We start from the raw sequence: 20,814 nt of genomic DNA on the forward strand, positions 1-20,814 counted from the left end.
CGACGCGCCTGACCTGACGCTGCGGTCAGGGGTTGGTGCCGGTGGGGCCGAGCCAGTCCGTGCCCTCCTTGCCACCGCCCGTCGGCCCGAGCCAGTCGGTGCCCTCGCCGCCGACGACGCCCGAGGCCTGCAGCTGCGCCAGGGTGCCGGCGTCCACATCGACCATCTCCCCCGCGGAGTGGCCGTTGCCCTTGCCATCGGTCCAATCCTTGTCCAAGCGGACGTAAACCATTGACGTCTCTCCCTGTGGTCGTCGCCGTTCCGGGCGCAACGACTGTAACTTGGTCCACGGTTGGTGGAGTGTCTGCTAGCTAACAGCCCGGTTCACGACAGCGGTGCTGGGCAGCGATACTCGGCGGTGGTGATCCCGACGTCGGCCGACGGCGCCGCACCGCTCCTACCGGCCGCGCCAGCGGCCGAAGGCGCCGCCCGACGAGACAGCACGCCACTTCGACGGTGCAGGAGGACGGCATCTCCGCTCGCTGTACGACATGCGGCCGGACCACCGCGTCCGGCGACCGTTTCTGCGGTGGTTGCGGGACCGAACTCGTCCCCGTCTGCCCGCGTTGCGAACGGCCACTCGCCGCCGACGCGGCGTTCTGCACCGCCTGCGGTACGCCCCGCCCGGGTGAGCCGGAGCGGGGCGGCGCGGTCGGTCAGGAGGACCGGCGGCGGGTCAGCGTGCTCTTCGTCGACCTCATCGACTTCACCCCGTACGTCGAACGCGCCGACCCGGAGCTGGTACGCACCATGCAGACCGGCTTCTTCTCGGCCGCCCGCCGGGTCATCGGCCAGTACGGCGGGGTGGTGGAGAAGTACATCGGCGACGCGGTGATGGCGCTGTTCGGGGCGCCGGTGGCGACCGAGACGGACGCGCTGCGCTGCGTACGCGCCGGTCTGGAGTTGCAGCGGGTGCTGACCCGGTTCACCCCGAGCGGCGTGGACCACCTGCGTTTCCGGGTGGGTGTGGCGACCGGCGAGGCGCTGGTGGACGTGGCGGCGGCCCGGGACGGCGGTCAGGCCATCGTGGCCGGTGACGTGGTGAACACCGCCTCGCGGATGCAGTCGGTGGCGCCGCCCGGGGGCGTGCTGGTGTGCGGCACCACCCAGGCGCTGACCCGGGACGCGATCCGCTACGACGAGCAGGCGCCGGTGACGCTGCGCGGGCGTTCCGCGCCGACGGAGGTCTGGCTGGCGCTGGCGCCGGTACACCAGGAGCCGCCGGACCGGGAGCCGGACACCACGCCGCTGATCGACCGGGAGCACGAGCTGGGCCTGCTGGTCAACGCGCTGCACCGGTCCATCCGGGACCGGGTGCCGCAGATGATCACCGTGCTCGGGCACGCCGGGATCGGCAAGAGCCGGCTGGTCCGGGAGCTGTTCCGGCACACCGAGCGGCTCACCGACCAGGCGTTGACCTGGCGGGTCGGCCGCTGCCCGCCGTTCGGCGAGAACGTCACCTTCGCCGCGCTGGCCGACATCGTGAAGACCGAGGCCGGCATCCTGGACACCGACCCGGCCGACACCGCCGCCCAGCGGCTGCGTACCGCCCTGGGCGAGCTGGTCGGGCCGGGCGAGGCGGACCGGCTGATGGACGCGCTGCGGCCGGTGGTCGGGCTGCCCGGCCCCACCCTGCCGGCCGAGGAGGCCGAGTCGGCCTGGCGGCGGTTCCTCGTCGCGCTCGCCGCCCGGCAGCCGACGGTGCTGGTCTTCGAGGACCTGCACTGGGCCGACGGGGCGATGCTGCGCTTCGTCGAACTGCTCGGCGCCTTCGCCCAGGACGTACCGCTGTTCCTGCTCTGCACCGCCCGTCCCGAACTGGTCAACCGGGACCCGAGCTGGGCGGGGACCATCACCGGCTCGATGACGGTCACCCTGCCGCCGCTGCGCGACACCGGCATCGCCTCGCTCTACGCGCACATCTTCGGCCAGGCCGCGTTCTCCACCGACATGCTCAACCCGCTGGTCGAGGTGGCCGACGGCAACCCGCTCTACGCCCACGAGTACGTCCGGATGCTGATCGAGCAGGGCGCGCTGCGGCAGACCGGCCGGGGCTGGTCGCTGGAGAAGCAGCACGACCTGCCGATGCCGGACAGCGTGCACTCGGTGATCGCCAACCGGGTCGACCTGCTCGACGGTCCGGACCGGATGGTGCTGCTGGCCGCCTCGGTGGTCGGCATGCAGTTCTGGCCCGGTGCCGTAGCCGCCGCGCTGGGCCAGCCGGTGGAGCTGGTGGAGCGGGCACTGCGCCGGTTGGAGCAGCGGGACTTCGTCCACGAGCAGGCGGCGTCCACGATGGCCGGCCAGCCGGAGTTCCGGTTCCGGCACGTACTGGTCCGGGACGTCTGCTACCAGCGGCTGCCCCGTACCGAGCGGGTCGCCCGGCACGAGCGGACGGCGAACTGGCTGGACGGGCTGTCCCGGGGCCGGGACACCGACCTGGCCGAGGTGCTGGCCCACCACCGCTGGGCGGCCCACGAGATCGCCGCCACCCTCGGCGTGGACACCGACCGGTACGCTCCGGCGGCCCGGGAGGCGCTGCACCGCGCCGCCCGCCGGGCGTACGCCCTGCACGCGCTGGACACGGCCGCCGCGCACGCCGCCCGGGCGCTGGGGCTGGCCGACGACTCCGATCCGGTCGGCCGGCTGCGGCTGGAACTGCTCTCCACCGAGATCTCCTACTTCCGCGACGGCGACGTCTTCCTCGCCGGCGGCGGCACCGAGCAGTTGCAGGCGCTGGCCGACCAGCTCTACGCGCACGGCGACGACGGCGGCGCGGCCCGCGCCTGGACCCTGCTGGGCAAGGCGGCCTGGCTGCGGGCGGACCGGGCCGGCGCACTGTCCTGTCTGGACCGGGCGGTGGAGCTGTTCGACGCGCTGCCGGACACCGCGCAGAAGGCGGACGCCTACGCCGAGCTGGGCCGGCTGCACATGCTCAACTACGAGCGGGACCCGGCGATCGCCGCGGCGGGCGCGGCGGCGGACATCGCCGAGCGGTTGGGGCTGGTGGAGACCCGCACCGACGCCCGGATCACCGTCGCGACGGCCCGTTACCAGGCCGGGGACCGCGCCGGACTGGAGGAGCTGCACGAGATCCTGCGGTTCTGCCAGACCCACCAGCTGCTCGCGCTGCCCCGGGCGGTGCAGAACCTGGCGTACGCGGTGCGCGAGGAGGGCGACTGGATCCGCTCCGGCGAGCTGGTCGCCTCCTGCCCCGCGCTGACCCGGGGTCAGGCGCTGGCCACCGGGGGCTCCCGGGAGGCGATGCGGGCCTACTGCGAGGGCGAGTTCGGCAAGCTGCTGACGGTGGCCGACGCGTTCGTGGACACCCCGGCGGGGCGCTGGGACATGCAGGTCCGCGGCGTGCGGGCGTACCTGCGGGTGCTGCGTGACGAACCGGTGCCCGGCGAGGCCCGTTCGACCCGCCCCGACGAGGCGCCCAGCGACGACGTCACCGACGCGTTGGAGACCGCCCGGCGCAGCGGCTTCCACCGGCTGCACTGGACGATGCTGGGCCTCGGCGCGCTCTGCCGGGCGGTGCAGGGCCGGCGGCGGCAGGCCGGCGAACTCCTCGACGAGCTGGCCGAGTCGTGGTGCGCGGTGCCCGCCCTGGCCAGCGGCGAGTGGATTCCGGCCGCCGCGTACGCCGCCGCGCTGGCCGGCCGGGATCCGGCGGTACGCGTCCGGGGCATGCTCGACCGGGTCACCCATCACACCCCCTGGGTGGAGGCGGCACTGCGTACCGTGGCCGCCGCCGTGGCCAGCGCGGACGGCGACCACAGCCGGGCCGGGCAGCTCTACGTCGCGGCGGCCGAGATCTACGCGGGCATCCCGGACACCACGGACCGGATGCTCGGGCTGGCGCTGGCCGCCGAGGAGTTCGGCCGCGCCGGTGACCGGTCGGACGCGGAGCTGGCGCTGGCCGAGGTGCGCGCCTTCGCGCTGCGCAACCGCGCGCCGGGCCTGCTGCGGATCGGCCGTCCCAAGGGCGGCGGCGCGGCGCGGATCCTCGCGTCCTGACGGGCCGCGCCGGGCGAGGGTGGCCGGCGCCCCCTCAGGCCGCGACCGACCCGCTGGAGCCGCCGGCCGCCCCGGCGCCGGTCGATTTCGCGCCGACCGCGGCCTTGACCTGCTGGTTCTTCATCTTCTGGGCGTAGATGTCGACGTACTCGCGGCCGGAGAGTTCCATCAGCTCGTACATGATCTCGTCGGTTATCGCGCGCTCCACGAAGCGCTCGCCGGACATTCCCGCGTACCGGGAGAAGTCGAGCGGCTTGCCGAACCGGATCTTCACGCGCTTGATCTTCGGGATCAGCTTGCCGGGCGGCTGGATCTCGTCGGCGTTCAACATCACCACCGGGATGACCGGAGCCCCGCTGTCCAGGGCCAGCCGGGCGACGCCGGTCTTGCCCCGGTAGAGCCGGCCGTCCGGCGAGCGGGTCCCCTCCGGGTAGATCCCGGCGATGTTGCCCGCCCGCAGCACCTTGAGCTGGGTGTCGAGCGCCGCCTGGGCCGCGCGGCCGCCGGAGCGGTCGACCGGGATGGTGCCGGTGCCGACGAAGAACATCCGCACCAGCCAACCCTTCAGCCCTTTGCCGGTGAAGTATTCGGCCTTTGCCACAAACGTCACTTTTCGCTTGACCATCAGGGGCATGAAGATCGAGTCGGAGAACGACAGATGGTTGCTGGCAATGATCGCCGGACCCGAGCCGGGCAGGTTCTCCCGCCCCTCCACCTGGGGCCGAAAGATCAGCTTCAGCCAGGGGCCCAGGATGACGTACTTCATCAGCCCGTACAGCACCGGTGTCCTTCCCGATAGTCCCGCACGTCCCCACGTCGGCCGGGCGGCCGGCCCCCGGCGCGCGGCGATCACGATCACACCCGAGCCGCGAGCCGAAGGCGGAAGTGTCGGCAATGAGCCTACGAAGCGGGTACGCCGCGCCACAACGCACTCCCGGAACCAGTGGCTGCCGTGTCACGATTCAGTGCACGGCGGATGTGGGTCGAGCCGGCGGCGGGATTCCGCTCGCCAGCCACCCGCCGGTAGGGAGGGTGTCGGAGTGTCAGCGGGTGGTGCCCGTCGGGGACGGCGGGACAACGGGCTGGAAGCGACGGAGTACGCCGTCGCTGGCGACGTGGACCCGCGGCTCGGCGAGCACCTGCTCGATGTCCTGGCCGCCGGCGGCATCGCCGCCTACCTGCAACCCTCGGCGGACCTCAACCCGGTGACCCGGACCACCACCATGCCGCCCCGGCCGGTGGACCGGCTCTACGTCGACCGCAGCTTCCTCGCGACCGCCCGCGACTACCTCACCCAGCTCGCCGACGAGGACGCTCCGGCGCAGTCCCCGCCGCCGGATCCGGACGTGGAGGCGGAGTGGGCCCGGATCATCGCCGGCTACCACACGGAGGTCGCGGCGGACCACCGCTCCTGGCCGGCCGTCGAGGACGTCCCGGTGGTGGACCCGGCCGACCCGACCGCCTCCCCCGTCCGGCCGGGCGCCGACGGCACCGGTCCGGCCGGCACGGGCGTACGCCGGCTCCCCTCGGCCACCGACTTCTCCGGCATCTCGGTCGGCGGCCGGGCGGACGACCCGTCGCTGCTCGACGGGCTGGACAGCTTCGGCGCGGACCTGCCGGACGACCCGGAGGAGCGCTACGTCCCGCCGCCACCGCCGCCGCTGCCCCGGCTGTCGAAGTACGCCGTGGTCGGGCTGCTGGCGCTCACCGCCGGCTTCGCCCTCTTCCTCTTCCCCGCGCTGCTCCCGATCGACCGAGGGCTGGTCACCATGCTCGGGTTCGCCGGCATCCTGATCGGTTTCGTGACGCTGGTATGGCGGCTGCGCCCCGGCGACGAGGAGGACGAGGACCCCGAGAACGGCGCGGTGGTCTGACCCCTGCTGTCCAGATCGCGAGATCCATTGCCCTTCGCGCGCATGGTGTAACACTCGTGTAACTTGGCGTCAGTAGGAATACTGCTGTACGTAACTTCCCCCTCACGACTGCCCCGACCGCTCATCACTCGCGGCGGTCGCCTCGCCCGGAACGAGGTGCCCGAATGCGACAGAGTTCTCTCGTGGTGGTGGCCAACCGGCTGCCCGTCGACGACAGCGTGGCGCCGGACGGCGCGTGCGAATGGCGTCGCAGCCCGGGTGGCCTCGTCAGCGCCCTCCATCCCCTCCTCCAGCACACCCCGGCGACCTGGGTGGGCTGGGCCGGCGGCACCGGCCCGGCGCCCGCCCTGCCCGACATCGACGGCGTACGGATGCGCGGCGTGGCGCTGACCCGCGACGACGTACGGGACCACTACGAGGGTTTCTCCAACTCCACCCTCTGGCCGCTGTACCACGACGCCGTGGAGCAGCCCGTCTACCACCGCCGCTGGTGGGAGGCGTACCAGCGGGTCAACCAGCGGTTCGCCGAGGCCGCCGCCGAGGCCGCCGAGCCGGAGGCGGTGGTCTGGGTGCAGGACTACCACCTCCAGCTGGTGCCCGGCCTGCTCCGCGCCATCCGCCCGGACCTGCGGATCGGGTTCTTCCTGCACGTGCCGTTCCCGCCACCGGAGCTGTTCATGCAGCTCCCCCGCCGGGCCGAGCTGCTGCTCGGCATGCTCGGGGCGGACCTGGTCGGTTTCCAGCGCGCACAGGCGGCACACAACTTCGCGCAGCTCGCGGCCCGGGTGCTGCAACTGCCCGCCACCGACCGCCGGATCGCGGTGGACGACCGGGTGGTCCGGATCGGCGCGTTCCCGGTCTCCATCGACACCGCCGAGATGGCGGCGCTGGCCCAGCGGGAGGACGTGGTACGCCGGGCCGCCCGGATCCGCACCGACCTGGGCGACCCGCAGCACGTGATCCTCAGCGTGGACCGGATGGACTACACCAAGGGCATCGAGCAGCGGTTGAAGGCGTACAGCGAGCTGATCGCCACCGGGCACGTCAAGGTACGGGACACGGTGCTGGTCCAGGTCGCGGTGCCGAGCCGGGAACGCGTCGAGCAGTACCAGATCCTGCGCGAGCGGGTGGAGCGCGAGGTGGGGCGGATCAACGGCGAGTTCGGCCGGGTCGGTGAACCGGCGATCCACTACCTGACCCAGCCGTTCGACCGCTCGGAGTTGGCCGCGCTCTACCGGGCCGCCGACATCATGGCCGTCACCCCGCTGCGGGACGGCATGAACCTGGTCGCCAAGGAGTACGTGGCGGCCCGGGTCGACGGCGGCGGCGGACTGCTGCTCAGCGAGTTCGCCGGCGCCGCGGCGGAGCTGGAGCAGGCGTTCCTGGTCAACCCGCACGACCTGGAGGGGCTCAAGCTCGCCCTCATGCACGCCCTGCAGGCCACCCCGGCCGACCTGGCCGCCCGGATGACCGCGATGCGCGAGCACCTGCGGGTGCACGACATCCACGCCTGGGCCCGCTCCTACCTGACCGCGCTGGACGGCAGCGGGCGGCTGGCCGCCCGGTTCACCCCGGCCTGAAGCTCCGACGCCGCCCCGCTCGGGGCGGCGTCGGCGTCGGCGTCGGCGTCGGCGTCGGCGTCGGCGGTCAGCCGATCAGGTCCTTGTCCAGCCAGTCCAGGATCGCGTCGATCGGCTCCCGCCACCGCGCGTCGAGCATCAGGTCGTGGCCCATGCCGGGGAAGAGCAGCGGCGCGGCGCCGTACCGCCGGGCCGCCCGGGTCAGCGCGGCGGCCGGCACCACCCGGTCGTCCGGGCTGCCCAGCACCAGGATCGGCGGGTTGCCCACCGCCGGCTCCGGGGGACGCTGGAGGAGCAGCTGCCACTGTGCCCGGGCGGACGCGCGGCCGAGCCGGTTGGCGTAGGTGCCGGCCGCCGCGTTCGGCAGCTCCCGGCTGAAGAGCTGGCGACGGTTCAGCCGCAGCGCGCCGCCGACAACCGCCGGCAGCGTGCCGGCGGGGTTGCGGCGCAGCGCCGTGCCGAGCGTGGCCCAACCACCGAAGACCGGCGCGACCAGCACCCCGGCCCGGGCCGGGTAGCGCGCCAGCGCGTGTGCCACCACGAGCGCCCCGGCGCCGTGCCCGACCAGCACCGTCCGGCGCGGCAGGCTCGCGGCCACCTGGACCACATCGTGCGCGTACGCCCGCAGCGTCGCCTTCGGCGCCGGGCCGCTGCCGCCGTGCCCGCGCAGGCTGACCGCGTGTGCCGGAAAGCCCCGCGAGGCGGCGTGTTCGAGCCAGTTCTCGGCGAAGACCCAGGCCCCGTGCCCGAACCCGGGTACGAAGAGCAGCGGCGGCTTGCCCTCGTCCAGTTCGGGCGTGGCGCCGAGCACCTCCCGGCGTACCGCCGGCACCGGCCGCGCCCACTCCGGCAGCCGGACGATCCGGGTCCGCCCGGCAGAGGCGTTTCCACTCATCGGGTCCACCCTTCGTTCGCGACTGCGGGGCTCGCAAGCTCACTCCTCGCGCTCACGCGACAGCCTCCAGGTCGTCCAGGGTGCGCTGGAGCGCACGCAGGTAGTCGACGTGCCCGATCTCGAACCAGTGCCGGGTGCTCTCCTTCACCTTGGCCGAGTGCCACCGGACACCGGCCTCGGCGTCGACCCGGCCGGCGAAGGCGCGGGCCCGCTCCGGTGCGGTCTCCCGCAGCCGCAGCCACCGGGCGACCGCCACCGTCTGCCAGTGCGCGAGCGGCAGGAGGGCGGCGTCGGACTGGAGCAGACCCACCACCGCGAGCGTGGGGAACCGCCGGGGGAACGCGTTCAGGTAGAGCGCCGGACGGCCGTCCCTGTCGGTACCCAGGATCTCCGGGGCCAGGAACTCGAAGCGCGGCAGGTAGCCGGTGGCCAGCACCACCACATCCGGCTCGATCTCCTGGCCGTTGGCCAGCGTCACGCTGTTGCGGTGGAACCGGGCCACGTCCGGCACGGGGGTGATCGAGCCGTGCCCCACGTGGTAGATGAGCTGGCTGTTGGCGATCGGGTGGGTCTCGTAGACCTTGTGGTCGGGCTTCGGCAGGCCGAACCGGGTCAGGTCGCCGACGAGCAGCCGCAGCGTACGGTGGAAGATCCACTGCCGGAGCCACAGCGGCAGGCGCAGCGCCGCCACCGCGTCGTTGACCTGGTCGACCGGGCGACCCAGGACGTACTTCGGGACGTACCAGTAGCCGCGGCGGGTGGAGTGCCAGCACCGGGCGGCCTGCTGGCCCGCCTCGACCGCGATGTCGCAGCCGCTGTTCCCGCCGCCGACCACCAGCACCCGCTTGCCGCGCAACTGGGTGGCGTCCTTGTACGCCGAGGCGTGCAGCACCTGGCCCCGGTACTCCTCCATCCCCTCGTACGCGGGGAGCTTCGCCGACCAGTTGTGCCCGTTCGCCACCACCACGGCCGCGTACCGGGAGGTGCGCTCGGCGCCGTAGCCGCCGGTGCTGCGGGTGGTGACGTCCCACCGGTCGCCCTCGGCCGGCTCGACCCGGATCACCTCGGTACCGAACCAGATGTGCGGCCGCAGGTCGAAGTGGTCGGCGTAGCGCTCCAGATAGGACAGCACCTGGCTGTGGTGCGGGTAGTCCGGCCAGGTGTCCGGCATCGGGAAGTCCGGGAACTGGGTCGTCGGCCGAGACGAGATCAGGTGGGTGCTGGCGTAGACGGGGCTGCGGTCGTGCCGCCAGTTCCAGGCTCCGGCGACCCCGGTCTCGCGCTCGTAGCAGTCGACGCCGAAGCCGTACTCCTTGAGGTTCTTGATGGCGGTGAGGCCGCTGGCCCCGGCGCCGACGACGCAGACGGTGTCGCCCCGGTCGTAGACCGGTCGCCCGTCCCGCCAGAGGGTCGCGCCCGGCTCGTGGCTCTCCTGGTGGCTGAGGGTGGACACCGAGAATTCTCCTTCTGTCCGGCACATGTGCCGACGTGCGGGGGAATCCTCTCGATTTCCGTCACCCTTTGTCCAGCCCGCCGCGCGTTACCGATGCGGGCGGTGGAGTGCCGCCGTCGAGCCGGGCCCGGGTGATCGCGACGCGCGGTCGTACCCAGGCCAGGAAGCGGGCGTGCAGCGCCGCCGGGTCGGGGCCGGGGTCGGGGTTGAGCGCGGTCAGGTCCGCCAGGGCGTCCTGGAGTTGGGCGGCGAGATAGACGGCCAGGCCGGTCGGGTCGGTGACGAAGTCGACGGAGAGCAGGCTCCGGGCCGCGAGGCAGGGCCAGTCGACGGCGCAGGTCCGGCAGAGCCAGAGCGGCCGGCGCGGGGTGTGCGGGTCGATGCCCCCGCCGCCGGGCCGCGCGCTGGAGACGGGCTTCGCGGCGGTGCGGTCTGTCCGGGTGTACCAGAGGGGCCGGTCAGCCCCGTCCGGGTTTGGCTCGGCGCCCCGGATCACCGGGGACCGGTTCCGGTGCGGTGTGCCTGGGCGGGGGTCAGCCGTCCCGCCCGGCCGACGAGATGGGAGCCGGTGGGGGCGTTCCAGGCCGGACCGCGGTTTCTCTGGCGGGCGCCGGCCGGTGGCGGCGGCACGTCCCGGGGTACCGCCGGCCGGGCCGGTACGCCGCCGGGCGGCGCAGGCGGCGGGCCTACCGGCACGGCGGCCGGGCGCGGCAGCACCGGGGCCGGGCGCGGCGGCACACCCAGCGCCGGTGCCCCCGGGCCGATCCGGTCCGGGCAGCGCCAGCGCAGTCCGCACCGGCAGTAGCGCCAGAACCGACGCCAGTCCCGATGGTGCAGGGGCGCGTAGCGAATTGTTGTCGGTGTGCGCCGGAACCATGTCATGTCCCTGTCCTCTCATTTTCGGGCTGATGTGTGTCAGTGCGGACCCGGGGTGCGTCAGTGCGGATTGGTTGCGAGGAACCGCCCCTGAGGGGAAGTCGGGTGGGGCGGTTCCCCGCTCGGTTCCGCCCGGGCGTTTGCCGCCGCGCCGAACAGTTCCGCCGGTGACACTGTGGACCCTTTCTCACTACGCTCGGAAGGCGAATGGTCACGCGGTGAGCGGTATCGCCGGGCGCGTGACCAGCGTGGGTCGCACATTCGGAATTGTGAGGAGACGTGATGAGCATTGATCACCGGCTGCGGTTCCTGCTCGACGAACTGCGTCTGGTACGCACCGCGCGAGGTGTGACCCAGGATGATCTGGCTCGGATGATCAATTGGTCGCCGTCGACGGTCGCCATGGTCGAGACCGGTGCCCGCAAGCCGCCGCCCGGTTTCTGGGCGCTGGTGGACAAGGCATTACAGACGGGCGGCACCTTCGAACGCCTGGCCACCGAACTCGGCACACCACAGTGGAAGATCGAATGGGGCTCGGCCGAGGCCGGCGCGGCCGTGCTCCGGTCATATCAACCTCTGGTTGTGCCGGGCCTGTTGCAGACCGAGGCGTACGCCCGCGCGGTCCTCGGCGACGCCGGCCTGCTCCGCCGCGAGGACGTCGCGCGTCACCTCGCCGAGCGGATGAGGCGGCAGGAGATCCTGACCCGGGACAACCCACCGCAGTTGTTCGCCGTGCTGGACGAGGGGGTTCTTCGCCGGCCGGTCGGTGGCCCGACGGTGATGCGGGAGCAGCTTCACGCACTGGTCAAGGCTGCCGAGGAGCCACACATCTGGGTACATGTCGTGCCGTTGTCGGTCGGCGCGTATCCCGGGCTGAACGGGCCCTTCGTAGTGGCGCTCGATCCGGGCGGTCGCGCCACGGGCTACCTGGACAACCAGATCCAAGGCGATGTGGTTGACGACGCCGAGGAGGTGGCGACGATCCAGTTAGTATGGGAAGCCGTTCGTGGGCAGGCGCTTCCACAACAGCAGTCAACCGACCTCATCCTGAAGGTGGCGGAGACATGGACCTGACCGGCGCGCGGTGGCGCAAGAGCACCCGCAGCAGCGGCAACACCGGCGACTGCGTCGAGGTCGCCGACAACCTGCCGGGGATCATCGGAGTCCGGGACAGCAAGGACCCGACCGGCCCCGCCCTCACCTTCACCCCCGCCACCTGGCAGACCTTCCTGACCCAGGTCGCCCGCCGACCGTAAGCCCCGACCAGCCCACACTTCGCAGCGGCCCCGCCTCCCCGCGTTCGGGAAGGCGGGGCCGCCGCGTCGGTGTCCTCCGCGGCGCGGACCCCCGGTGCCCACATGGACCAGCGGCGCTGCCCGGAGGGGTGTTAAGAGGGGGCCCTTCCTCTACAAAAAGCGATAACAGGGGGCCCTTCCTTACACGCCTGCACGCCTTACAGGGCGAGGTCGGCGAGGATGGGGAAGTGGTCGCTGGCCCGCCGGCTCTGCTCGGTGTCGAGTACGTCGTAGTCGAGCACCGTGATCCGGGGATCGACGAAGAGGGCGTCGATCCGGTTGTGCGGGCTGGCGCAGGAGAAGGTGAACCGCTGGGCTCCGCTACCCGCGACGGCGGCGTCGGTCAGGCCGTCGGCGACGGTACGCCAGGCGCCGCCGCCCGAGTTCTCGTTGAGGTCCGCGCCGACCACCACCGGTTGCCGGGCGGCGGTCAGTTCCTGCTTGAAGAGCAGGGCCTGGCTCGGGCGCTCGGCGGGGTCGGTGGAGAGGTGCGAGCCGGCGAGGGTGAAGCGGCTGCCGCCGACCGAGCATTCGGCGAAGACCGCGCCGCGCAGGTGTCGCCCGGGGGTGAGCGGATACTGCCGGCACCAGGTGTGGTGCACCCGTACCCGCAGGCTGGTCAGGAGCAGGTTGCCCAGGGCCGGCAGGCCGCCCGCCGCGACCACCAGGTCGAACCGGTTGGCCAGCGTCGCGCACTTCTGCCGCCACCGGAAGCGGCGGGGCGCCTCCTGCACGATCACCACGTCCGGTCGGGCGCCCCGGACCACGGCTGCCAGGGCGTCCGCGTCGTCGCGCTGGCCGTGCACGTTGTACGACAGCACCCGTAGCCGCGCCGGGGAACCTCCGTCGCTCCCGGACCGCTGTCGCGTCACGCCGTACCCCCTGCTTCCCGGACCCGGGTCAGCGCCGGCGGGCCAGGTCGGCCGCGCCGACCACCCCGGCCGTGTTGCCGAGTTCCGCCGGCCGGATCTCCGCCACCGGGATTGTGACACGCGCCGCCAGAGCGTCCATATAGGACCTTCGAGTGGGGCCCATCAGCAGCTCACCCGCCTCGACCACGCCGCCGCCCACCACGAGTAGCTGCGGGTCGAGGATCTGCGCCATGTCGGCCAGGCCGATGCCGAGCCAGTGGCCGATCTGAGCGAACGCCGCGCAGGAGACCGGGTCGCCGGAGCGGGCCGCGGCGGTGACCATCGGCCCGGTGACCGCGTCGACGTCGCCGCCGGCCAGTTCGAGCAGCGTGGTCGCCCGCGCCGGCTCCTGCCGGGCACCGGCCCGGGCGAACCGGACCAGGGCGTTGCCGCTGGCGTACTGCTCGATGCAGCCGAGCCGGCCGCAGCCGCAGAGGTGCCCGTCGGGGACCGAGAGCATGTGCCCGAGTTCCGCGGCGATGCCGTGCGCGCCGCGCAGCAGCTCGCCACCGAGCACGATGCCGCCGCCGACCCCGGTGCCGATGGTGAACAGCACCATCGAACTGTCCGCGTCCCGCCCCGCGCCGTGCCGGAACTCGGCCCAGGCCGCCACGTTGGCGTCGTTCTCGACGATCACCGGCAGGTTGACCGCGGCGCTGACGTAGTCGCGCAGCGGCTCGTCCCGCCAGGCGATGTTCGGCGCGAAGAGGACCGTGGAGCGAGCGGCGTCGATCCAGCCGGCGGCACCGATGCCGACCGCCGCGACCTCGTGCTCGGCCGCCAGCTCGGTGACCATCTCGACGATGACGTCCCGGGTCTTGGCGACGTCGTCGGCCGGCGTGTCCCGGCGGATCCGCGTCCGGACCTCACCCGAGACGTCGACGACGCCGGCGGCCACCTTCGTACCCCCGACGTCGACTCCGATGGTCAGCGTCACCGCTGCCGCTCCCCTCTGCCGTACCAGGCCCTTTTGCTCTGCCGCACTGCTGCTGCTCGTACGCCGTCGCCACCCGCCCCCGTCCCACGGCCGGGCGGGGCGACGCTCAGGCCCGGTCGCCCGGTATCTCCTGGTCACCGACCCCGGCCGGGGCCTGCGGCGCCCGGCTGGTGGGCACCGGCGGGCGCCCGGTGGTCGGCGGCACGCCCGGCGCGGCGCCGTCCGCCCCGGTCGACGCCGGCCCCTCCGGGCCGTCGGCCGCGCCGGTGTCCAGATCCGCGCGGGTCGCGCTGGCCCAGACGTCCGGCCCGTCCGCCGGCCACGAATCATGCCCGGTACGGGTCGCCTCGCGCCACATCTCGTCGCCACCGGTTCCCGGGCGGCCCGCCGAGGAACCGTTGCCGGTCGATGCGTCGGTACGGGCACCGGTGGGGCCGGCGACCGTGGAGAACGCCCGCAGCAGGCTGGCCACCCCGGCGGCGAAGTCACCGGCACCGGTGGCGAGGCGTTCGGTGAACTCCGGACTCGGGTCCCGCATCGCGGAGATGACCCGGCAGACCGGACAGACGCAGCACTCGGGCGCACCGGTGGCGAACCCGGCGACCGACCCCGTGCCGTCCGCACCGGCCCCCGGATGACCGGCGGCGGCCGGCCCGGCGGCGGCCGGCCCGGCGGTGGCCGGCCCGGCGGTGGTCGTCGTCGGGCCGGTGGCACCGGGGCGGGTCTGGTCGTGGTCGAGGACGTCGGAGATGAGCTGGCCGAGCGGGCCCAGCGCGCCGGCCCGGTTCCGCGCCTCGGACGCGGCCGCCCGGGCCATCACGAGCGCGGTGGCGACCAGCCGTTCCGCCTCCTCCCGGGCGGATCCCGGCTCGGTCGCCCCGCTGAACGGACCGGTTGCTCCCATGATCGGCTCCTCTATGCCGGGCCCGCGCCGCACGAGCGCGTCAACGCGTCGCCTCCAAGGCTTCCACGCGCCGCTTGAGCTGCTTCAGGGCGGCGTCCATGATCATCTTTTCGGCCTTGCGGCGGAACATTCCCATCATCCCCACCGACAGTTCGACCTCCAGGGTGTAGGTCACCGTCGACGTGCCGTCCACGCTGCCCTCGATGTCGTACGAGCCGTTCTGGGTCCGCTGCATCCGGGAGGGCGCCACGAGGTGCCACTCGATCCGGGAGATGTCCTCGGCGTACTCGTATGCGAGGGTGTACTCGTCGGTCATCACGCCGGCATCGAGCACGAACCGGACCTGGGCGGGATAACCGTCCTCGTACTCCTGGACGACCTCGACCAGCTTCACCGCGTCGGTCCACTCCGGGTAGCGCGGAAAGTCGCAGATCACCGCCGTCACCCTCTCCGGGGGCGCGGCGATGACGATCGACTGGGAGGAGGAATCCGCCATGTCCGGGAGGCTACCCCGCAGCCGGGGCGGCCGGGCCGACCACCTCGGCCCCGGGGGTGGGGGCCGGGCCTGCCCGGGTGGGCCAGGTGGGCAGGCAGGTAGGTTGCGGTAGAACCGGGACGGGTCGGTCACAGGTGGGCCGGCTCGATACGAGTACAAGGGAGTACAGGTGCGCGAGTTCTCTGTCCCGCCGGCGGCCACCGTCGGCGACGCGGCCAACCTCAGCGACCCGGTCTGGGACAACGCCGCGGAGTCTCCGGACAGCGTCCAGTTCCTCCGGCGCGGCGCGGACGGCGGCTGGACCGACATCACCTGTCGGCAGTTCCGCGACGAGGTCGTCGCGGTCGCCCGGGGACTGGTCGCGGCCGGCATCACCCCGGGTGCCCGGGTCGGCCTGATGAGCAAGACCCGGTACGAGTGGACGCTCTTCGACTACGCCATCTGGGCGGCCGGCGGCGTGACCGTACCGATCTACGAGACCTCCAGCGCCGAACAGGTGGCCTGGATCCTCTCCGACTCGGACGCGGTGGCCTGCCTGGTCGAGACCAACGCGCACGCGATGACCCTGGCCGGGATCCGTGACCAGCTGCCGAAGCTGGAGCAGGTCTGGCAGATCGAGCTCGGGGGGCTCGACGAGCTGGTCGAGCGCGGCGCCGCCATCGAGCCGGCCGAGGTGGACCTGCGCCGTACCGGGGTCCAGGCCGACGACATCGCCACCATCATCTACACCAGCGGCACCACCGGCCGGCCCAAGGGCTGCGTGCTGACCCACCGCAACATGCTCACCGACATCTGCAACGCCATCCCGGTGCTGCCGAACCTCTTCAACGAGGGCGCGTCGACGCTGCTGTTCCTGCCGCTGGCCCACTCGTTCGCCCGGCTGATCCAGATCGGCGTGGTACGCGCCCGGGCCACGATGGCGCACAGCGCCGACCCGAAGAACCTGGTCAGCGAGCTACAGGAACTCCGCCCCACCTTCGTGCTCTCGGTGCCCCGGGTGTTCGAGAAGGTCTACACCGGCGCGGTGCAGAAGGCCAGCGCCGAGGGGAAGGGCAAGATCTTCGCCACCGCCGAGCGGGTCGCGATCGCGTACAGCCAGGCGCTGGACACGCCGTCCGGACCCGGCGTGGGCCTGCGCCTGCGGCACCGGGTCTTCGACCGGCTGGTCTACCGCAAGCTGCGGGCCGCGCTCGGCGGACGCTGCGAGAACGCCATCTCCGGCGGCGCCCCGCTCGGCGCCCGCCTCGGCCACTTCTACCGCGGTGTCGGCGTCACGGTCTACGAGGGGTACGGGCTGACCGAGACGTCCCCGGCGGTCGCGGCGAACCTGCCCAGCGCCGTCCGGATCGGCACGGTCGGCCGGCCACTGCCCGGGGTCACCGTCCGGATCGCCGACGACGGCGAGATCCTGATCTCCGGTGACATCGTGTTCCGGGAGTACTGGAACAACCCGCAGGCCACGGCGGACGTGCTCAGCTCCGACGGCTGGTTCCACAGCGGCGACCTGGGCGAGCTGGACGGCGACGGCTTCCTCTCCATCACGGGGCGGAAGAAGGAGATCATCGTGACCGCGGCCGGCAAGAACGTCGCGCCCGCGATGCTGGAGGACCGGATCCGGGCCCATCCGCTGGTCAGCCAGTGCATGCTGGTCGGCGACCGGCGCCCGTTCATCGCCGCGCTGGTCACCCTCGACGAGGAGTCCCTGCCGAACTGGCTGCGGGAGCACGGGCGGGCCGAGACGGATACGGCCGAGAAGCTGCGCGAGGACTCGGAGCTGCGGGCCGAGATCCAGGCCGCGGTGGACGAGGCCAACGGGGCGGTGTCCCGGGCCGAGTCGATCCGGGAGTTCCGGATCCTGCCCCGGGACTTCACCGAGGCCACCGGCGAGCTGACCCCGTCCCTCAAGGTCAAGCGGAACGTCGTGGAGAAGACATACTCGGCGGAAATCGCCGACATATACGGGAGCTGACTACGATCCGTCAGGTGCCCGCCTCGACCTCCGCCCTCCCCCGCCCCCACCCGCTCGCGGCGGCGGCGCGTGTCGTCATGCTCGCGCTCGTCGCGGTACTCACGCTGATCGCGACCCGGGAGCCCGACCAACTGCGCTGGATCGCCCTGCTCGCGGTCGCCGGCATCCCCGCGGTGGTCGCACCCCGGCACCGCCTGCTCGCGCCGCTCGGCCGGTTCGCCGAGGTGGTGATCGTGGGCCTGGCCGCCGGGCAGGTGGCCACGGCGGCCACCATCGGCGACCCCATGCCCGGCCTCGGCGCCTCGGCGATCCTGCCGTACCTGTCGGTGCCGCTCACCGTGGCCGCGCTACAGCGCCGGACCCGGGAGGGGATCAACCTCATCGTGGTGGCCGCGGTCACCCTGGCGCTGAGCGGATTCCTCGCCCAGGAGGGCACGGAACGGCAGATCGGGCAGGTCGGCTACCTCACCGTCGCCGCCCAGTGGCTGATCCTCGCCGCGCTGGGGCTCTCCGCCGCGGGCACGCTGCAACGGATCATGCAGGCCCGTGGGGAGCAGAAACCGCAGCCGTACGCCGAGGCGACCCGGCTGCTCACCCAGCTGCGCAGCGTGGCCCGGCAGCTTCCCGGGGCCACCCTGGACCCGGGAAGCATCTCCGAGCACCTGGTGGAGGAGCTGCGCGGGGTGGCCCGGGCCGACCGGGCGGCGGTGCTCTCGGCCAGTGGTGGCGGGCGGCTGGTCGTCCTCGCCCAGGCCGGGGTGGACCGGGTCGACTGGGAGACGACGCTGGACGCCGACTCCGCGATCGCCGACGCGTGGGCCAGCCAGCAGCCGCAGACCGCCAGCCGGTCCCAGGCCCGGTCCCATTCCGGCGGTGACGTCTCGGCGCTGGTCGTACCCCTGGTCGCCGGGGTGCGGACGGTCGGGCTGGTCACCCTGGAGGCCGACGTGGCGAACGCCTACCCGCCGGCCGTGGTGTCCCGGGTGACCGGGTTGACCCGGCCGGCGGCGCTGCGGCTGGAGGCCGCGCTGCTCTTCGACGAGGTGCGGTCGCTGGCCACCAACGAGGAGCGCCAGCGGCTGGCCCGGGAGATCCACGACGGGGTCGCCCAGGAGCTGGTGATGGTCGGGTACGGCATCGACAACGCCCTGGCCACCCTCCCCGAGGAGGCGAAGGAGACGGCGGAGGAGCTGCGGGTGCTGCGCGGCGAGGTGACCCGGGTCATCACCGAGCTGCGGCTCAGCCTCTTCGAGCTGCGCAGCGAGGTGGACCGGCACGGCGGCCTGGCCGCCGCCATCGCCGAGTACGCCCGCACGGTCGGCGCCTCGGCCGGGCTGCGGGTGCACTACACCCTGGACGAGTCGACGGCCCGGCTGCCGGCCGCCACCGAGGCGGAGCTGCTGCGCATCGCCCAGGAGGCGATCACCAACGCCCGCAAGCACGCCGGGGCCACGAATCTCTGGGTCGCCTGTGCCATCGATCCCCCATTCGCCCAGATTGAAGTGTCGGATGATGGTCAGGGCATCGCTGACCAGCGCCCTGATGGCAGGTACGGTCTTGCGATCATGGCCGAGAGAGCGGAACGTATCCGGGGCCGGCTAGAGATCAGTCCGCGACAACCCAGCGGCACGACGGTCGCGGTGGTGCTCGGATCCTCACCCCGGCGCGATAACGTGCGCGATAGCGTCACCGCATCAGAAGGGGAGTAACCCGAGCATGACCACCAGCCCCATGCCGACCACTCGGACCAAGGTCCTGCTCGTCGACGATCACGACCTGATCCGGAAGGGCCTGCGGCACGCGTTCGAGCGGGACCGGCAGTTCGAGGTTGTCGGCGAGGCGGCCACGGCGTCCGAGGGGGTCCGACAGGCCGGCGCCCTACAGCCGGATGTCGTGATCATGGACCTCCGCCTCCCCGACGGCAGCGGCCTTGAGGCCACCCGCGCCCTGCGCAAGTCCAGCGCCACGATGGGCATCGTGGTGTTGACCATGTACGCGGGCGACGACCAGCTCTTCGGGGCCCTGGAGGCCGGCGCGAGCGCCTTCGTACCGAAGACCGCCCCCGCCGACGAGGTGGTGGCCGCCGCCCGGCACGCGGCCTCGTCACCGAGCGCGTTCACCGCGGCCGACCTGGCCGAGGCGATGAAGCGGCGGCTCGCCCCGTCCGGCCCACAGCTCTCCCCCCGGGAGGGCCAGGTGCTGCGCCTGCTGGCCGACGGCATGAGCGTGGCCGGCATCGCGAAGCAGCTCTTCGTCAGCGAGTCGACCGCCAAGACGCACATCTCGAAGCTCTACGAGAAGCTCGGCGCGGCCAACCGGGCGCAGGCCCTGATGACCGCGCTGCGGCTGGGGCTCCTCGAAGCCCCGGACGCGCCGAAGTTCTGACCGGCGCCGGACGCGCCGACCTACTGCACCGCTGGCCGCCCGGTCACCGCGTTCCGCGGTCGCCGGGCGGTCGGCGGTGGTGGCCGGGTGCTCAGGGCGCCGGGTTGGGCACCCGGGCCGGCATCGCCCGTCCGGTCAGCCGCCGGAACGCCAGGTACACCTCACAGCCGAGGCAGAGCCCGAAGGCCGCGTTGAGGAAGGCGGCGGCCAGCGCCAGGCAGGCCATCACCAGGCCGAGGGTGGTCGCGCCGGCCAGGTAGCCGCCGGCGCAGACCAGCAGGAAGCCGAGCCCGACCAGTTGGGTGAAGCGCAGCGGCGCCACCGGCTCCAGCTCGGTCGGGCGGCTCAGCCGGGGTGCCAGCACGGCCCGGAAGAGCAGCGCGTACGGGCCTCGGCGCGGGTCGACCGCGCTGATCGCGAAGACCACCGCCTGGGCGAGGGCCAGCCAGCCCCAGCCGGTGACGAGTACCACGACCATGACGACGGACGTGACGGCCGCGGCGAAACGCGGTCCACGGGGGTCGAGCGGCATGTTCACCTCGGGGGGCAGGGGACGGCGCTCGGGTGGGGGCGGGAGGCGCTCGTCCGGGGGTGGGTGTGGGCGGCGGCGCGGTCGGGGACGACCGCGCTCAGGGGTTGGGTACGCCGGTGAGCAGCGGCGCCACCGCGGCGACCACCTGGGCCTTGCCCGGCACCCCGGTGGCCCGCTGGACCACCCGGCCCTCGGCGTCGAGCACCAGCACCGTCGGGGTACGCCAGATCCCGAGGGCCCGCACGGCCGCCAGCCGGCTCTCCGCGTCGACCTCGACGTGTCGTACCCCGGGCAGCAGCTCGGCCACCTGGGTGAGCACCCGGCGGGTGGCCCGGCACGGCGCGCAGAACGCCGACGAGAACTGCAGGAGCGTGGCGGGGGTGCCGGGTACGACACCGAGACCGGCCAGCAGCTCCGGCTCCACCGGCGCCCCGTCACGGTCGTCCCGGTCCCGTGCCGCCGGCGGGGCGGCGACGGGCGGGGCGGCGACGGGCGTGGCGGCCACCGGACGCAGCCGTCCGTCGGCGCGGCGGCGGTACAGCGCGAAGCCGGTGGCCAGCAGCAGGGTGGTCACCGCCGCGAGGGATCCGGTCAGCGCGGGGTTCTGCACGTTCTCAGACTGCCACGCGGGATACGTCCAGACCATGGATGAGCCGCGGCCTTTGTCGGAGGATCGTGTGTCCGCTC

20 protein-coding genes are annotated in these 20,814 nt (G+C 73.2%); 8 read left to right on the forward strand and 12 right to left on the reverse strand.

All coding sequences use genetic code 11. The features are described 5' to 3' along the window. Positions 1–25: 25 nt before the first annotated feature. Complete coding sequence (locus ACQEUR_RS13570) at positions 26–232, reverse strand: hypothetical protein (protein ID WP_433030082.1); 207 nt, start codon at positions 230–232, stop codon at positions 26–28. 224 nt (positions 233–456) lie between these two features. On the opposite strand from ACQEUR_RS13570, the gene ACQEUR_RS13575 reads away from it, so the two are divergent. Then, entirely contained in the window at positions 457–4,020 is a 3,564-nt protein-coding gene (locus ACQEUR_RS13575; protein WP_433030084.1) for an adenylate/guanylate cyclase domain-containing protein, read from the forward strand. A 34-nt stretch (positions 4,021–4,054) separates the two neighbouring features. Here ACQEUR_RS13575 and ACQEUR_RS13580 read toward each other — a convergent pair whose 3' ends face one another. Continuing rightward, complete coding sequence (locus ACQEUR_RS13580) at positions 4,055–4,801, reverse strand: lysophospholipid acyltransferase family protein (protein ID WP_433030086.1); 747 nt, start codon at positions 4,799–4,801, stop codon at positions 4,055–4,057. Between the two features lie 259 nt (positions 4,802–5,060). Here ACQEUR_RS13580 and ACQEUR_RS13585 point away from each other — a divergent pair, with 259 nt between their 5' ends. Together ACQEUR_RS13585 and ACQEUR_RS13590 are read left to right on the forward strand one after the other, a co-directional pair. Further along, positions 5,061–5,894, forward strand: coding sequence for a DUF308 domain-containing protein (locus ACQEUR_RS13585; RefSeq protein WP_433030088.1), 834 nt, complete (start codon positions 5,061–5,063; stop codon positions 5,892–5,894). 164 nt (positions 5,895–6,058) lie between these two features. Next, positions 6,059–7,474 carry an alpha,alpha-trehalose-phosphate synthase (UDP-forming) gene (locus ACQEUR_RS13590; protein ID WP_433030090.1) on the forward strand — a complete coding sequence of 472 codons (1,416 nt, stop codon included), beginning with the start codon at positions 6,059–6,061 and terminating at the stop codon, positions 7,472–7,474. Between the two features lie 67 nt (positions 7,475–7,541). On the opposite strand, the gene ACQEUR_RS13595 is transcribed toward ACQEUR_RS13590, so the two are convergent. The 4 genes from ACQEUR_RS13595 to ACQEUR_RS13610 form a co-directional block, all read right to left on the reverse strand. Then, the gene (locus tag ACQEUR_RS13595; protein WP_433030092.1) at positions 7,542–8,369 is read right to left on the reverse strand and encodes an alpha/beta hydrolase; all 828 of its coding nucleotides are present in this window, start codon (positions 8,367–8,369) and stop codon (positions 7,542–7,544) included. Between the two features lie 52 nt (positions 8,370–8,421). Further along, positions 8,422–9,822 carry a flavin-containing monooxygenase gene (locus tag ACQEUR_RS13600; protein WP_433030094.1) on the reverse strand — a complete coding sequence of 467 codons (1,401 nt, stop codon included), beginning with the start codon at positions 9,820–9,822 and terminating at the stop codon, positions 8,422–8,424. 61 nt (positions 9,823–9,883) lie between these two features. After that, positions 9,884–10,318 (reverse strand): hypothetical protein, encoded by a 435-nt coding sequence (locus tag ACQEUR_RS13605; RefSeq protein ID WP_433030096.1) that lies wholly within the window; start codon positions 10,316–10,318, stop codon positions 9,884–9,886. Continuing rightward, entirely contained in the window at positions 10,315–10,704 is a 390-nt protein-coding gene (locus ACQEUR_RS13610; protein WP_433030098.1) for a hypothetical protein, read from the reverse strand. Before ACQEUR_RS13610 ends, ACQEUR_RS13605 begins: the two co-directional genes overlap by 4 nt. A 276-nt stretch (positions 10,705–10,980) precedes the next feature. Here ACQEUR_RS13610 and ACQEUR_RS13615 point away from each other — a divergent pair, with 276 nt between their 5' ends. Next, positions 10,981–11,772: a helix-turn-helix domain-containing protein gene (locus tag ACQEUR_RS13615; RefSeq protein ID WP_433030099.1), complete on the forward strand. Its 792-nt coding sequence runs from the start codon at positions 10,981–10,983 to the stop codon at positions 11,770–11,772. Next, positions 11,763–11,954, forward strand: a complete 192-nt coding sequence (locus ACQEUR_RS13620; protein WP_433030100.1) for a DUF397 domain-containing protein — start codon at positions 11,763–11,765, stop codon at positions 11,952–11,954. Before ACQEUR_RS13615 ends, ACQEUR_RS13620 begins: the two co-directional genes overlap by 10 nt. A gap of 197 nt (positions 11,955–12,151) precedes the next feature. On the opposite strand, the gene ACQEUR_RS13625 is transcribed toward ACQEUR_RS13620, so the two are convergent. The 4 genes from ACQEUR_RS13625 to ACQEUR_RS13640 all read right to left on the reverse strand — a co-directional run bounded on the left by ACQEUR_RS13625 (position 12,152) and on the right by ACQEUR_RS13640 (position 15,241). Continuing rightward, positions 12,152–12,865: an endonuclease/exonuclease/phosphatase family protein gene (locus ACQEUR_RS13625; protein WP_433030101.1), complete on the reverse strand. Its 714-nt coding sequence runs from the start codon at positions 12,863–12,865 to the stop codon at positions 12,152–12,154. Positions 12,866–12,893: 28 nt separating this feature from the next. Further along, positions 12,894–13,841 carry an ROK family glucokinase gene (locus tag ACQEUR_RS13630; protein WP_433030103.1) on the reverse strand — a complete coding sequence of 316 codons (948 nt, stop codon included), beginning with the start codon at positions 13,839–13,841 and terminating at the stop codon, positions 12,894–12,896. Between the two features lie 106 nt (positions 13,842–13,947). Continuing rightward, complete coding sequence (locus ACQEUR_RS13635) at positions 13,948–14,745, reverse strand: hypothetical protein (RefSeq protein WP_433030105.1); 798 nt, start codon at positions 14,743–14,745, stop codon at positions 13,948–13,950. A gap of 40 nt (positions 14,746–14,785) precedes the next feature. Then, entirely contained in the window at positions 14,786–15,241 is a 456-nt protein-coding gene (locus ACQEUR_RS13640) for an SRPBCC family protein (protein ID WP_433030107.1), read from the reverse strand. Positions 15,242–15,410: 169 nt separating this feature from the next. On the opposite strand from ACQEUR_RS13640, the gene ACQEUR_RS13645 reads away from it, so the two are divergent. From ACQEUR_RS13645 to ACQEUR_RS13655, 3 genes are read left to right on the forward strand one after another with little or no spacing between them, the layout of a single operon-like run. After that, positions 15,411–17,210: an AMP-dependent synthetase/ligase gene (locus tag ACQEUR_RS13645; protein ID WP_433030109.1), complete on the forward strand. Its 1,800-nt coding sequence runs from the start codon at positions 15,411–15,413 to the stop codon at positions 17,208–17,210. 14 nt (positions 17,211–17,224) lie between these two features. After that, entirely contained in the window at positions 17,225–18,919 is a 1,695-nt protein-coding gene (locus ACQEUR_RS13650; RefSeq protein ID WP_433030110.1) for a sensor histidine kinase, read from the forward strand. A gap of 7 nt (positions 18,920–18,926) precedes the next feature. Further along, the gene (locus tag ACQEUR_RS13655; RefSeq protein WP_433030112.1) at positions 18,927–19,595 is read left to right on the forward strand and encodes a response regulator; all 669 of its coding nucleotides are present in this window, start codon (positions 18,927–18,929) and stop codon (positions 19,593–19,595) included. A gap of 91 nt (positions 19,596–19,686) precedes the next feature. On the opposite strand, the gene ACQEUR_RS13660 is transcribed toward ACQEUR_RS13655, so the two are convergent. Together ACQEUR_RS13660 and ACQEUR_RS13665 are read right to left on the reverse strand one after the other, a co-directional pair. Next, positions 19,687–20,127 carry a DUF4395 domain-containing protein gene (locus ACQEUR_RS13660; RefSeq protein ID WP_433030113.1) on the reverse strand — a complete coding sequence of 147 codons (441 nt, stop codon included), beginning with the start codon at positions 20,125–20,127 and terminating at the stop codon, positions 19,687–19,689. 97 nt (positions 20,128–20,224) lie between these two features. Then, positions 20,225–20,737 (reverse strand): TlpA family protein disulfide reductase, encoded by a 513-nt coding sequence (locus ACQEUR_RS13665; protein ID WP_433030115.1) that lies wholly within the window; start codon positions 20,735–20,737, stop codon positions 20,225–20,227. Between the last annotated feature and the right edge of the window lie 77 nt (positions 20,738–20,814).

Source organism: Plantactinospora sp. CA-290183, from assembly GCF_050936375.1.
Taxonomy (GTDB): domain Bacteria; phylum Actinomycetota; class Actinomycetes; order Mycobacteriales; family Micromonosporaceae; genus Plantactinospora.